Below are 11,934 nucleotides of genomic sequence, written 5' to 3'. Positions count from 1 at the left end.
GGTCGATCAGAAGGGCGTGTCGATGCTCTCGAGGTCGCGCACGCCCGGCCCGTCGGCACCGGGCGACGAGGCACCCGACTCGTCGGCGCCGAGGGGCGCGACCGACCATCCGTCGGCGGGAGGCATCGTCGGAGACTGGCGCCGCGCCTCCTCGGCTCCCTGGCCGTCCGTGTCGTCCGCCTGCTCGGGCTGCTCGACCGGCTCGGGCTCGTCGGTCGACGACGGCGCGACGACGGCGGCCGACGACCGGGTGAAGGTCGATCGACCCCACCGGAGGTCGTGCCCCATCGCGTCGGCGTCGATCTCGACGGTGGTGCCCGATCGGTCGCCGTTCTGCCAGGGGCGCACTCGCAGGCGGCCCGTGACGAGCACGCGGTCGCCCTTCTTGACGCTGGCCGCGACGTTGCCGGCGATGGCCCTGAAGGCGGTGACGGTGTACCAGTTCGTCTCGCCGTCGGACCAGGTGTCGGTCGAGCGGTCGTAGCGACGGATGGTGCTCGCCAGACGGAAGCTGGCGATGTCGAGGCCGGCCTCGGTCGTGACGGTGCGCGGATCGGTGGCGATGGTCCCTGTGAGGGTGATGATGTCGGTCATGGGGCGAGTCTCGCGACCGCGGGGCCGCCGACCGACCCGCGCCGCGCCTCCCTGTGGACGGCGACGGCGACGGGCCGACCGGGGAGGGATCATGACCGCGCCCGGTGTCGGTGGCCGATATCGGCGGCCGGTGTCAGTGCTCGTGGAACTCCGGGTAGTCCGCGCCGGGTCCGAGCGCCGCGAACAGCGCGCTCTTCGCCACGGCCAGGGTCGGGAACACCGCGCTCTCGTCGGAGTCGCGCGAAGGCATGCGGACCGCGAAGCCCTCGTGCGTCCGGTGGATGGAGCCCACCGTCCCGGAGGGGCCGACGGCCACCCAGGTCTGTCTCGTCGTCGTCTGGTCGCTCATCGTCGAGCACCTCTCTGTAGGTCGTCGCCCGCGGCAGCGAGGCGACGGAGAACGGTGACGACACGCGGTCCGCTGACCGACGGGTCGCCCTCGCCCCGGAATGTACTCCCCCGCCCACCGAGAGGACCGGGGCGCCCGCACCGCCGCACCCTAGGGTGTTGCCATGAGATCACCCTTCACCCCCTACGTCGCCGACGACGCACGGTACTCGAAGCTCGACTACGTACGCACCGGCCGGAGCGGCCTCCGACTGCCGCGCATCTCGCTCGGTCTCTGGAACAACTTCGGCACCGATCGCGCGCTCGAGACCCAGCGCGACATCGTCCTCCGCGCGTTCGACCGCGGCGTCACCCATTTCGACCTCGCGAACAACTACGGGCCCCCCTACGGCTCGGCCGAAGAGCAGTTCGGTCGCATCGTCGCCGCGAACCTGCGCCCGTACCGCGACGAGCTCGTCGTCTCGTCGAAGGCCGGCTACGACATGTGGCCGGGTCCGTACGGCGACGGCGGATCGCGCAAGTACCTGCTGTCGTCGCTCGACGCGAGCCTCGGTCGCCTGGGTCTCGACTACGTCGACGTCTTCTACTCGCACCGGCCCGATCCCGAGACCCCGGTCGAGGAGACGATGGGCGCCCTCGCCACGGCCGTCCGCCAGGGCAAGGCCCTCTACGCCGGCATCTCGAACTACTCGCCCGAGCAGACGGTCGCCGCGGCGGACGCGCTCGCCGCCGAGGGGGTGCCGCTGCTCATCCACCAGCCGCGCTACAACATGTTCGACCGCAAGCCCGAGAACGGCCTCTTCGACACCCTTCTCGAGCGCGGGGTCGGATCGATCGTCTTCTCGCCCCTCGCCGGCGGGCTGCTCACCGGGCGCTACCTCTCGGGCGAGGCGCCCGCGGGCTCCCGCATGGCCGAGGGCCGCTGGTTCACCGAAGAGGCCCTCAGCGAGACCTACCTCGAGCGGGTCAGGGGCCTGAACGGCATCGCGGAGGCGCGGGGCCAGTCGCTCGCGCAGCTCGCCCTGACCTGGGTGCTGCGGCAGCCCGCGGTCACGAGCGCGCTCATCGGCGCGTCGTCCGTCGCGCAGCTCGACGACAGCCTCGACGCCCTGCACGGCGCGGCGCTCACGGACGACGAGCTGGCGGCGATCGAGCCGCTCGCGGTCGACGGCACGGGGCGCTGACCGGGCGGGGCGGGGCTGCGGCGGGCTGAGGGGTGGGGGCCGGGGCGTCCGTCGCCGTGGAGGCCGCGGTCCTGGTCGCGCCATCGGGGGCGGTCGGCTGCGGGAATGTCAGTGGTCGACCGTAGCGTCGGAGGTGTTCTCGACAGCATCGGCCGGATGACCTGAGGAGCACCTCATGACCACCACCGCCTTCCCCGCCCCGCACACCCCGCTCGCCTCGGCGAGCACGCACACGCACGACGAACCCCGACTCCAGCTGGACGAGACCCGAGGGGGTCTGCGACTCGTGCAGGTCCGTGACGATCTCGCACGGGTCACCCGCCCGGGCGGGGAGGTGCTCGGGTACGTCGAGCGGTTCGCCGACCCGCAGGGCGAGAAGTACCGGGCCAAGCGGTTCATCGCCCGTCAGCGACGGTTCGTCGAGATCGGCGAGTTCTGGAGTCGCGCCGACGCCACCGACTGCTTCCGCTTCGCCTGAGGCGTCTGGCAGGGGTCATCGCCGCGTGGTGGTGCCCCCGGCAGGAATCGAACCTGCGACCAAGAGATGAGAAGCACCGCGAGATCTGCGTCGTGGTGCCCCCGGCAGGAATCGAACCTGCGACCAAGAGATTAGAAGGCTCCTGCTCTATCCGCTGAGCTACGGGGGCGGACGATCAACGATACCGCGCCTCCTCGTCCGTCCCGGCTCCGCCGGTCACCGCGTGGTGAACCGGACACCGCGCCAGCGCGCGGTGTCCGGTTCGTGTCGTGCGGTGTGACGGCGGGTCAGCCGACGGGGTCGGTCAGGTCGTACAGCGTGACCCCGTCGACCTCGGTGGGTGTGAAGTTCGCCTCGACCCAGGCCGCGATGTCGCTCGACTCCGAGCTGCCGCCGTTCGACGCGCCGATCGACCCTCCGACGAAGTAATGGATCTCTCCGTCGGCGACGTACTGCTCGAACTCCTCGAGCGTCGGCGACGGGTCGCTGCCGTTGAACCCGCCGATCGCCATGACGGGATCACCGGTCGCCAACTGATACCCCGCGGCGCCGTTGGAGCCGACGGCAGCCGCCACCCAGGTGTAGTCGTCGGCGTCCGCCCCGACGACGGCGGCCAGTTCGTCGCTGACGGTGTCGGCGCCGAGCAGGGACCCCGCACCGCCGCCGCCCGCACCACCGCCTGCGGGTGACGTCCCGGTGCCGGTGCCCGCGCCTCCTGCCGTCCCCGGCGAGGTCGCGCCGAAACCGCCCGTGGGCGTCTGCGGGGGCGTGCCACCGGCAGCGCCACCCGGCCCGCCGGCACCACCACCGGTGCCACCTCTGCCGACACCACCCGCGCCACCGCCACCGCCACCGGTGCCGCCGCCGAATCCCCCCATGCCGCCCGACACCGACGGCCCGGCCGTCACGATCGACCCCGTGTGCGCGGTCGCCACGGTCTCGACCGAGTAGGCGGCCGGGGCGAGGAGCGAGCCGGTGAGCAGCACCGCGAGGGTGGCCACCGTGAGCGCGCGCCCCCGGCGGGGCAGCAGGACGAGCACGGCTCCGATGAGGGCGAGGCCCACGACGACGAACCTGATCCAGGGCTGCCACGACTCGGATCTCGACAGCAGCACCCATGCCCAGGCCCCGGTCAGCAGGGCCGTCACGGCGAGGACGATCCGGACGACGAGGCGGTGTCGACGACGCCACAGCACGTCGGCCCCGGCTCCGAGGGTCACAGCGATCGCCGGCGCCAGGGCGACGGTGTAGTACGCGTGGAAGATGCCCGACATGAAGCTGAAGACGAGCGCGGTCAGCACCATCCAGCCGCCGAAGAGCAGCAGGGTCGCCCGCCGTGCGGACGTCCGGTGCCGGAAGCCGAGCAGCACCAGCGCGACGAGTCCGACGATCAGCGCGGCGGGCAGCAGCCAGGTGATCTGACCGCCGAACTCGCCGGTGAAGAGTCTCGTGATGCCGGTCTCCCCCCACATGCCGGTCGCCCCGGTTGCCGCACCACCGCCTCCTCCCGTCACGCTGCCGGTCTCGTCACCGGTCAGCCGTCCGAGGCCGTTGTAGCCGAAGGTGAGCTCCAGGAAGGAGTCGTTCTGCGAACCGCCGACGTAGGGCCGCATGCTCTCGGGCACCAGCTCGACGACGGCGACCCACCATCCGGCCGACACGACCACCGCGGCGAGCGCCGCCAGCAGATGCAGCACCCGCTTGCGCAGGATGACGGGCGCCGCGATCAGATAGACGCCGGCCAGCACGGGGAGGATGACGAACGCCTGCAGCTGCTTCGTCAGGAACCCGAAGCCGATGGCGACGCCGGCCCACACCACCCAGCGGATGCGCCCCGACTCGACACCGCGGAGCGTCAGGTACGTCGCGAGGGTCAGCAGCAGCACGAGCAGCGCGTCGGGGTTGTTGAAGCGGAACATCAGCACGGCCACCGGCGTGAGCGCGAGCACACCGCCCGCCACGAAGGCGGCCGTCGCGGAGGAGTGCCTACGCACCGTGGCCCAGACGAGGCCGACGGTCGCCACACCCATCAGCACCTCGGGCAGCAGGATGCTGAACGACGACAACCCGAACAGGCGGACGGACAGCGCCATGAACCACAGGCTGGCCGGCGGCTTGTCGACGGTGATCGAGTTCGCCGCGTCGGACGATCCGTAGAAGAACGCCTCCCAGCTCTGCGAACCCGCCTGCACGGCGGCCGAGTAGAACGAGTTCGCCCACCCGTTCGCCGACAGGTTGATCAGATAGAACCCAGCGGTCGCGACGAGCAGGGCGATGAAGGCGGGGCGCTCCCACGCCGCCGCGCCCTCCCGGCCGCGGACGAAGCGTCGACCGAGAGAACGGAGGCGCGGGCCGGCAGCACGCGCAGCCTCCGGACGGTCGGCGAGAGGACGGTCGGCGAGAGGACGCTCGACCGGCATCGAGGTCGTGCCGGCGCTCATCGGCCGACCGCCGTGACGTCGTCGTCGCCCGTGACCGTGCCGGACAGCGCGGTCGGGTCGGGCGCCGTGCCCGGTGACTCTCGGGGCATCCGGTCGTCGGCCGGGCCCGGGGTGACGTGCGTCGCCTCCGACCGGAACACCCAGACCCGCAGCAGCACGAACCGCAGCACGGTCGCGACGAGGTTCGCCGCGGTCAGGACGACGAGCTCGGCGTGCGCGTCGGCCGACGGCGCCGCCGCATGCAGCACCACGAGCGACCCCGAGGTGAGCAGCCACGCGAGCATGAAGACGCCGAGCCCCTGCAGCTGATGGCGGGCGACGCCCCGCGCGCCTCGGACCCCGAACGTGAACCGCCGGTTGGCCGCCGTGTTCAGCACGGCTGTGACGAGAAGCGAGAGGAAGTTCGCCGACTGGGCGGGCATCACCTGCTGCGCCACGAGGTACAGCAGCGCGTAGGCCGCCGTCGAGGCCACGCCCACGGCGCCGAACCTCACCACCTGCGAGAAGAAGGCAGGAGGCGCGGAGGACTCGAACGGGCGCCTCCCGATCGCCTCGTACACGGCCTGGACGGGGATCGTGCCCCGCGCGATGCCCGCACCGACGCGCACCATGCCCTTGAGGTCGGCCGTCGCCGTCGCCACGATGTCGACCGAGCTGTCGGGATCGTCGACCCAGTCGACCGGCACCTCGTGGATCCGCAGGCCCGACCGCTCGGCCAGGATCAGCAGCTCCGTGTCGAAGAACCACCCGGTGTCCTCGACGAGCGGCAGCAGCTGCGCGGCGGCATCGCGCCGGATCGCCTTGAACCCGCACTGCGCGTCGCTGAAGCCGACCCCCATCGTGCGTCGCAGCAGGAAGTTGTAGCTGCGCGAGATGAACTCGCGCCTGCCGCCTCGCACGACGCGAGACGAGCGGCTGAGCCGGGTGCCGATGGCGAGGTCGGAGTGCCCCGACAGCAGCGGCGCCACGAGGGGGCCGAGGGCCGAGAGGTCGGTGGAGAGGTCCTCGTCGAGGTAGACGAGCACCTCGGCCGGCGACTCCGACCAGACCTGCTTGAGGGCCCGGCCCCGTCCCTTCTCGGCGAGATGGACGGCGGTGACGCCGGGCAGCCGGGCCACGAGCAGGTCGGCGAGCTCGGCCGTGCCGTCGGTGCTGGCGTTGTCGGCGATGGTCACTCGCCAGCGTTCGGCGACGTGTCGCGTCAGGTGGGCGTGCAGGTCGCCGATGCTGGTCTCGAGCGTGTCGGCCTCGTCGTGGACGGGCACGACGATGTCGAGCCGCAACGGACCGGCGGGGGCGGGCAGGGGTCTGAGGATGTCGTCGTCTGGCATGCGACCACGGTCGGCGACCCGGCTATCGGACCCCTTGCACGAGCCGATGGCTGCGCCGCGCGATCCCTATGAACCGCCTATGCCCGGGGCTCTCAGAGGGCCAGCGCGAGCGCCCCGAGCAGCTTGTCGAGCGTCGGCGCGCCCTCGGCCCGGAACACGACCTCGCCGTCGTCGCGGGTGACGACGATCGTCGGGGTGCTGCGCACGTCGCGCGCCTCGGCGTCGCCCGGTCGGTGGGCCACATCGGCCTCGTCGACCGAGAGCCCCGGCACCAGGGCGCGGGCCTCGGCGACGACGGCGCGAGCCGCGTGGCAGGGACCGCAGAAGGCGGACGTGTACAGCTCGAGCATCATGCCGGGCACAACGAGGAGGCGCGGGGGAATGTTCCCCCGCGCCTCCTGCGGTCCTGCTGTCGGTGGCCGGAGCCCCCGCTGTCAGTTGTCGCGGTCGTCGTTCCGGTCTTCGGGGTCGACCACCGGGTCGCTGTCCTTCACGTCGAGCGAGTAGTGCACCTGCAGCTGCTCGCCGACCATCTTCGCCTCGGTGGCGGTGTAGACGATGCCGGTCTCCATGCCGTCGACCAGCACGAAGTCGGTGATCTCGTCGTCGTAGCCGCCGTCGGTGCTGATGCGCGTGTCGGTGGCGCCGTCACTGGGGCCGCCCTCGAAGAAGACGACGTACTCGGATCCCTCGGCCACGGTGGGCTTGCTGTCTGTCATGCCACAGGTCTACCAGGAGGCGCGGAGTCGGTGCCCAGGTTGCCGCCGTCCGTCAGTCGCCCCTGTTTGATTAGCCAAGCTATATAGCTTGGCTATAGACTGCTCGGCATGACTTCACAGCCGACCGACATCCTGGAATCCCTCCTGACGTCGACCCATCGCCTGACGCGCATCGCCGCGCAGGAGACCGGCCGCACCACCTCCCCCGCCGTCTGGCGCACGCTGTCGATCCTCACGACCGACGGCAGCCTGCGGGTGGGCGACCTCGCCAAGGCGAGCCGCGTCAGCCAGCCCACCATGACGAAGCTCCTCCGCGGGCTCGTCGACGACGAGCTCGTCTACCGCATCGCCGACGTCGACGACTCGCGCGCCTGGCTGATCGCGATCAGCGACAAGGGCACCCGCGCCCTCGTCGACTGGCGGGCCCAGCTGGCCGACGCCCTCGGGGCGCTGTTCGCCGACCTCGACGAGGCCGAATGGGGCGTGCTCGACCACGCCGCGCAGCTGCTCGCCACCCGCGTGAGCACCGAGGCGGTGCCCGCATGAGCCGCGCCTCCTCGTCCGCCGTCACCGCGCCTCCGGCAGCGCCCTCGAAACCCAGCATCCTGCACCAGCCGACGGCGGTCTGGGCCATCGCGTTCGCCTGCGTCGTCGCGTTCATGGGCATCGGCCTCGTCGACCCGATCCTGCCCGCGATCGCCGAGTCGCTGCGCGCGACGCCGACTCAGACCGAGCTGCTCTTCACCAGCTACCTCGCGGTCACCGGGGTCGCGATGTTCTTCACCAGCTTCGTCTCGAGCCGACTCGGCGCGAAGAGGACCCTGCTGATCGGGCTGGCGCTGATCGTCGTGTTCGCCCTGCTCGCAGCCACGAGCGGCGACGTCGGGTCGATCATCGGGTTCCGTGCCGGCTGGGGGCTCGGCAACGCGCTCTTCATCTCGACGGCCCTCGCCACGATCGTGGGCGCCGCGAGCGGCGGCACGGCCTCGGCGATCATCCTGTACGAGGCGGCGCTCGGGCTCGGCATCGCGATCGGACCGCTGATCGGCGGCCTGCTGGGCTCGGTGAGCTGGCGCGGCCCGTTCTTCGGCGTGACGACCCTGATGGCCGTGGCGTTCATCGCGATCGTGCTGTTCCTGAAATCCGGCTCGATGGAGAAGCCGACGCCGACCCGGCTCTCGGCGCCCTTCCGCGCCCTGGCCCGTCCGGCGCTCGGCGCCCTCGCCGCGACCGCGCTGTTCTACAACATCGGCTTCTTCGTGCTGCTCGCCTACACGCCCTATCCGCTCGGCTTCGGGGCGCTCGGCATCGGCTTCACGTTCTTCGGCTGGGGCGTCGGGCTGGCCGTCACCTCGGTCTGGGTCGCGCCGATGCTCACGGCCCGGATGAAGCGCACCACCGTGCTGAAGATCGCCCTCCCCCTGCTGGCGCTCGACCTCGTCGCCGCGGCGATCGTCGTCGGCACCCCTGCGGCCCTGGTCGTCTGCGTCGTCGTCGGCGGGCTCGTGCTCGGCGTGCTCAACACGGTTCTGACCGAGTCGGTGATGGAGGCCACCGACCTGCCCCGCTCGGTCGCCTCGAGCGCCTACTCGGGCGTGAGGTTCCTCGGCGGAGCGGTGGCGCCTCCGGTCGCGACCCTCCTGGCCGACACGATCGCGCCGAGCGCGGCGTACGTGTTCGCCGCGGCGAGCGTCGCCGTCGCCCTCGTGGTGGTGGTCGCGGCCCGCAAGGCGCTCCGTCGCGTCGACGACGGGCCCGAGCCGGCCGCCGTCGAGGCCGAGGCCATCGGGGCGGGCGACCTGACCTGAGGTGCCGACCCGCGCCTCCTCGGCTCCCCCGCCGTCGAGGAGTCGCGACACGCCGCTCGCTCTTCGAGGCGGGCGGCGTGTCGCGACTCGTGGACCGGCCCCGAGGAGGCGCGGTGCCCGACGGCCACGCGGCTAGACTCCCCCCATGGCTTCAGCGAACGACCGTCTGGTCTGGATCGACTGCGAGATGACCGGTCTCGACCTCAGCGTCGACGAACTGGTCGAGGTCGCCGTCGTGATCACCGACTTCGACCTCACCCCCGTCCACCCCGGCTTCACGATCGTTATCAAACCCGATCAGTCGGCTCTCGACAACATGGGCGACTTCGTCACCGAGATGCACACGTCGTCGGGTCTGATCGACGAGATCCCGAACGGCGTCAGCCTGGCCGAGGCCGAGTTCGAGGTGCTCGAGTACATCCTCAAGCACGTGCCCACCAAGCAGCAGGCGCCGCTCGCCGGCAACACCATCGGCACCGACCGGGCGTTCCTCGCGAAGTACATGCCTCGCGTCGACGGTCACCTGCACTACCGGAGCATCGACGTGTCGTCGATCAAGGAGCTCGCCCGGCGCTGGTTCCCCCGCGTGTACTTCAACGCCCCGCAGAAGAACGGCGGCCACCGGGCCCTCGCCGACATCCTCGAGTCGATCCGCGAGCTCGAGTACTACCGCCGTGCCGGCTTCGTCTCGGAGCCCGGCCCCACCACCGAAGAGGTGCAGGCGATCTCGAAGACCGTCGTGGACGAATGGGCCTCCAGGCTGTAGTAGAGTCTTCTCGTTGCAACCGCTTCGGCGAGTGCACATGGTGGGTATAGCTCAGCTGGTAGAGCGCCTGGTTGTGGTCTAGGAGGCCGCGGGTTCAAGCCCCGTTACTCACCCCGAACAAGCAAGCGGATGCAAGCCGACAAGGCCTGCATCCGCTTGTTTCGTCTCCGGCCTTCGCCTGCCTGCCTGCCTGCCTGCCTTCCCGAGTCGTCAGCGGGCGAGTTCCAGGGCGAGGGCCCAGCCGCCGATCTGCACCGCGGCCATCAGGGCGCCGGCCCAGAGAGCCGGCACCCAGGGGCGGCGCCTCCGGCGTTGTCGACGGACCACGAGGACGATCGCGCCGACCCACAGGGCCAGCGTGACGAACCAGCCCGCGCCCACGGCCACCCGCGAACCGCTGAGCCCCGGGTCGGAGCTGCCGACCAGCAGGAGGTCCAGTGCCGAGGCGCAGAGGAAGCCGATACCCGAGAGCACCAGCAGGCTCACGGCCACGCCGAGGGGCCATCCGCCGCGGCTGCTTCGGACGACTTCATCCGCGGGGCCGAGAGCGGGTGCGGTCGGCAGGGTCATGGGCGTCCTCGATGCTCGTGTCGTCGCGGGGGGACGATGCGGGGCGGGCAAGGTCAGTCTCGCACCCTCCGCCCACCGCCACCAGGCTGTCGCCCGATGGCTCGCGGCAGGTCGCAGGGGCTCGCCCGCAGGCGACGCATGCGAGAGTGGGAGCCGTGGACGATTCGCAGCAGCCGCACGATACCGACGGGCACGACGACGGGCCGTCGGGGATCGACCCGGCCGCGATCAGCGCCGAGCGCTTCGACGAGATGGTCGTCGATCAACTCGATCTGCTGCCCGACGACATGGTCGACGGGCTCGACAACATCGTCTTCGTCACCGAAAACCGCCCCGAAGACGGCTCACTCGACCTGCTCGGCCTGTACGACGGCGTCGCTCTGACCGAACGGGGCCAGTACGGCTTCGGCGAGCTGCCCGACCGCATCATCCTCTACCGCGAACCGCACCTGGCCGCCGTGGACGACGAGGAGGCGCTGGCCGACGAGATCCACGTCACCCTCGTCCACGAGATCGCCCACTTCTACGGCATCGACGACGAGCAGCTGCACGAGCTCGGCTGGGCCTGACCGCGCGAGGGGGCCGACTGCGCCGGCAGCACGACCGCCGGCATGGGTCATCCGCTGCTCTTCGTCGTCGATCCGTTACCGAACGGTCGCTTTGCAGAGGCGGCCGCGCCATAGAGTCGAGGTGCGCTCGACATGGCCCCTGGTGGCCGTGCGACACACCGACCACCAGAGGGGGAACCATGAAGTCCAGCACCACCGTCCGCACCATCGCCGCCTTCGCCGTCGCGGTCGGACTCACCGCGACCATCGCCGTCCCGGCTCAGGCCAAGGGCGGGGCCACCGGGGGGTACGAGACCATCGTCGGCTTCAGCAACCTCCCTTCAGGCACGGGCACCTTCGGATCGGTCACATTCGGGCGGACGGGTGACTCGATGTACATCGGAGACTGGGATGGTGACGGCGCAGACAGCCTCGCCGCGCGTCGAGGCAACACCTACTACCTGCAGCCCCAAGCCGAAGCCGCCTACACGGACCGAGCCGTCTCCTACGGCAAGACGACCGACGAGACCTACGTCGGGGACTGGGACGGCGACGGCGTCGCGACGCTGGCCGTGCGGCGTGGCAACACGTTCCATTTCACGGACCGCTGGGAGGGCGGCGCGGCCGACCGTTCCAGCTCGTACGGACGCGTCGGCGACCGGATCTACGTCGGCGACTGGGACGGCGACGGGAAGGACACGCTGGCGATCTCGCGCTACAGCGTGTTCCACATCACGAACGATCTGTCGACTGGTCGCACATCGCAGCTCGTCCTCCTCGGCGACCGCTTCACCACCCCCCTGGTCGCCGTCGGCGACTGGGACGGCGACGGCAGCGACACCCTGGGCTTCCGGTACGTCACGATTCCTCCTCGGGGCTACTCGTTCTCCGAGTGGGCGCTGTTCGACGACTTCGCATTCCGGAAGCCGGCAGGCGGTTCCGACCAGTACGGCCTGCAGTTCCGTTACGGTCCCGGCAGGGGTGCCGCCTTCGCCGGCGACTGGGACGGCGACGGCAAGGACACCCTCGGCGGTCGCGGAGGCGGTTCGTTCTGATCCGATCGCTCGCACCGGCTCGGCTGGGCCTGACCGCCCGAGGCGGGGCCTGACCGCCCGAGGCGGGGCCTGACCGCCCGAGGCGGGGCCGG

14 protein-coding genes and 2 tRNA genes are annotated in these 11,934 nt (G+C 71.2%); 8 read left to right on the top strand and 8 right to left on the bottom strand.

The window, feature by feature from the left end; all coding sequences use genetic code 11:
- Positions 1-6 precede the first annotated feature (6 nt).
- A complete protein-coding gene (gene ssb / locus ACZ6JE_RS01545; protein ID WP_464318013.1) occupies positions 7-594 on the bottom strand; it encodes a single-stranded DNA-binding protein in 588 nt (195 codons plus the stop codon).
- A gap of 133 nt (positions 595-727) precedes the next feature.
- Complete coding sequence (locus ACZ6JE_RS01540) at positions 728-943, bottom strand: methyltransferase (protein ID WP_192059926.1); 216 nt, start codon at positions 941-943, stop codon at positions 728-730.
- Positions 944-1,106: 163 nt separating this feature from the next.
- Between ACZ6JE_RS01540 and ACZ6JE_RS01535 the strand changes: the two genes are divergently transcribed.
- A complete protein-coding gene (locus tag ACZ6JE_RS01535; RefSeq protein WP_464318012.1) occupies positions 1,107-2,126 on the top strand; it encodes an aldo/keto reductase in 1,020 nt (339 codons plus the stop codon).
- A 175-nt stretch (positions 2,127-2,301) separates the two neighbouring features.
- Positions 2,302-2,604, top strand: a complete 303-nt coding sequence (locus ACZ6JE_RS01530) for a hypothetical protein (protein ID WP_243214205.1) — start codon at positions 2,302-2,304, stop codon at positions 2,602-2,604.
- Between the two features lie 93 nt (positions 2,605-2,697).
- Here ACZ6JE_RS01530 and ACZ6JE_RS01525 read toward each other — a convergent pair.
- The 5 genes from ACZ6JE_RS01525 to ACZ6JE_RS01505 form a co-directional block, all read right to left on the bottom strand.
- A tRNA-Arg gene (locus ACZ6JE_RS01525) sits at positions 2,698-2,773 on the bottom strand.
- A gap of 118 nt (positions 2,774-2,891) precedes the next feature.
- Positions 2,892-5,024 (bottom strand): ArnT family glycosyltransferase, encoded by a 2,133-nt coding sequence (locus ACZ6JE_RS01520; RefSeq protein ID WP_464318173.1) that lies wholly within the window; start codon positions 5,022-5,024, stop codon positions 2,892-2,894.
- A gap of 17 nt (positions 5,025-5,041) precedes the next feature.
- A complete protein-coding gene (locus tag ACZ6JE_RS01515) occupies positions 5,042-6,376 on the bottom strand; it encodes a bifunctional glycosyltransferase family 2/GtrA family protein (protein ID WP_192059920.1) in 1,335 nt (444 codons plus the stop codon).
- 92 nt (positions 6,377-6,468) lie between these two features.
- Complete coding sequence (locus ACZ6JE_RS01510) at positions 6,469-6,729, bottom strand: thioredoxin domain-containing protein (RefSeq protein WP_192059919.1); 261 nt, start codon at positions 6,727-6,729, stop codon at positions 6,469-6,471.
- 81 nt (positions 6,730-6,810) lie between these two features.
- Positions 6,811-7,095 carry an oligoribonuclease gene (locus ACZ6JE_RS01505; RefSeq protein WP_243214208.1) on the bottom strand — a complete coding sequence of 95 codons (285 nt, stop codon included), beginning with the start codon at positions 7,093-7,095 and terminating at the stop codon, positions 6,811-6,813.
- A gap of 108 nt (positions 7,096-7,203) precedes the next feature.
- Here ACZ6JE_RS01505 and ACZ6JE_RS01500 point away from each other — a divergent pair, with 108 nt between their 5' ends.
- The 4 genes from ACZ6JE_RS01500 (at position 7,204) to ACZ6JE_RS01485 (ending at position 9,782) form a co-directional block, all read left to right on the top strand.
- Complete coding sequence (locus tag ACZ6JE_RS01500) at positions 7,204-7,641, top strand: MarR family winged helix-turn-helix transcriptional regulator (protein ID WP_192059916.1); 438 nt, start codon at positions 7,204-7,206, stop codon at positions 7,639-7,641.
- A complete protein-coding gene (locus ACZ6JE_RS01495; protein WP_320476955.1) occupies positions 7,638-8,903 on the top strand; it encodes an MFS transporter in 1,266 nt (421 codons plus the stop codon). Before ACZ6JE_RS01500 ends, ACZ6JE_RS01495 begins: the two co-directional genes overlap by 4 nt.
- A gap of 145 nt (positions 8,904-9,048) precedes the next feature.
- On the top strand, positions 9,049-9,669 hold the full coding sequence (gene orn / locus ACZ6JE_RS01490; protein WP_192059912.1) for an oligoribonuclease: 621 nt from the start codon (positions 9,049-9,051) through the stop codon (positions 9,667-9,669).
- Positions 9,670-9,709: 40 nt separating this feature from the next.
- Positions 9,710-9,782 (top strand) — tRNA-His (locus tag ACZ6JE_RS01485).
- Positions 9,783-9,879: 97 nt separating this feature from the next.
- Here ACZ6JE_RS01485 and ACZ6JE_RS01480 read toward each other — a convergent pair.
- Positions 9,880-10,239, bottom strand: a complete 360-nt coding sequence (locus tag ACZ6JE_RS01480; RefSeq protein WP_464318011.1) for a hypothetical protein — start codon at positions 10,237-10,239, stop codon at positions 9,880-9,882.
- Between the two features lie 251 nt (positions 10,240-10,490).
- On the opposite strand from ACZ6JE_RS01480, the gene ACZ6JE_RS01475 reads away from it, so the two are divergent.
- Complete coding sequence (locus ACZ6JE_RS01475; RefSeq protein ID WP_320477098.1) at positions 10,491-10,808, top strand: metallopeptidase family protein; 318 nt, start codon at positions 10,491-10,493, stop codon at positions 10,806-10,808.
- Positions 10,809-10,987: 179 nt separating this feature from the next.
- The gene (locus ACZ6JE_RS01470; protein WP_464318010.1) at positions 10,988-11,842 is read left to right on the top strand and encodes a hypothetical protein; all 855 of its coding nucleotides are present in this window, start codon (positions 10,988-10,990) and stop codon (positions 11,840-11,842) included.
- The last annotated feature ends 92 nt before the right edge of the window (positions 11,843-11,934 follow it).

It is taken from the genome of Frigoribacterium sp. AC759, assembly GCF_979256015.1.
The sequence above is the reverse complement of the archived record's forward strand: the minus strand, read 5'-3'. Positions and strand labels throughout refer to the sequence as shown.

Excerpts from the sequence above, each read along its gene's own strand:
- ssb (WP_464318013.1), bottom strand. The coding sequence starts at position 594 with ATGACCGACATCATCACCCTCACAGGGACCATCGCCACCGATCCGCGC.
- ACZ6JE_RS01540 (WP_192059926.1), bottom strand. The coding sequence starts at position 943 with ATGAGCGACCAGACGACGACGAGACAGACCTGGGTGGCCGTCGGCCCC.
- ACZ6JE_RS01535 (WP_464318012.1), top strand. The coding sequence starts at position 1,107 with ATGAGATCACCCTTCACCCCCTACGTCGCCGACGACGCACGGTACTCG.
- ACZ6JE_RS01530 (WP_243214205.1), top strand. The coding sequence starts at position 2,302 with ATGACCACCACCGCCTTCCCCGCCCCGCACACCCCGCTCGCCTCGGCG.
- ACZ6JE_RS01520 (WP_464318173.1), bottom strand. The coding sequence starts at position 5,024 with ATGCCGGTCGAGCGTCCTCTCGCCGACCGTCCTCTCGCCGACCGTCCG.
- ACZ6JE_RS01515 (WP_192059920.1), bottom strand. The coding sequence starts at position 6,376 with ATGCCAGACGACGACATCCTCAGACCCCTGCCCGCCCCCGCCGGTCCG.
- ACZ6JE_RS01510 (WP_192059919.1), bottom strand. The coding sequence starts at position 6,729 with ATGATGCTCGAGCTGTACACGTCCGCCTTCTGCGGTCCCTGCCACGCG.
- ACZ6JE_RS01505 (WP_243214208.1), bottom strand. The coding sequence starts at position 7,095 with ATGACAGACAGCAAGCCCACCGTGGCCGAGGGATCCGAGTACGTCGTC.
- ACZ6JE_RS01500 (WP_192059916.1), top strand. The coding sequence starts at position 7,204 with ATGACTTCACAGCCGACCGACATCCTGGAATCCCTCCTGACGTCGACC.
- ACZ6JE_RS01495 (WP_320476955.1), top strand. The coding sequence starts at position 7,638 with ATGAGCCGCGCCTCCTCGTCCGCCGTCACCGCGCCTCCGGCAGCGCCC.
- orn (WP_192059912.1), top strand. The coding sequence starts at position 9,049 with ATGGCTTCAGCGAACGACCGTCTGGTCTGGATCGACTGCGAGATGACC.
- ACZ6JE_RS01480 (WP_464318011.1), bottom strand. The coding sequence starts at position 10,239 with ATGACCCTGCCGACCGCACCCGCTCTCGGCCCCGCGGATGAAGTCGTC.
- ACZ6JE_RS01475 (WP_320477098.1), top strand. The coding sequence starts at position 10,491 with ATGGTCGTCGATCAACTCGATCTGCTGCCCGACGACATGGTCGACGGG.
- ACZ6JE_RS01470 (WP_464318010.1), top strand. The coding sequence starts at position 10,988 with ATGAAGTCCAGCACCACCGTCCGCACCATCGCCGCCTTCGCCGTCGCG.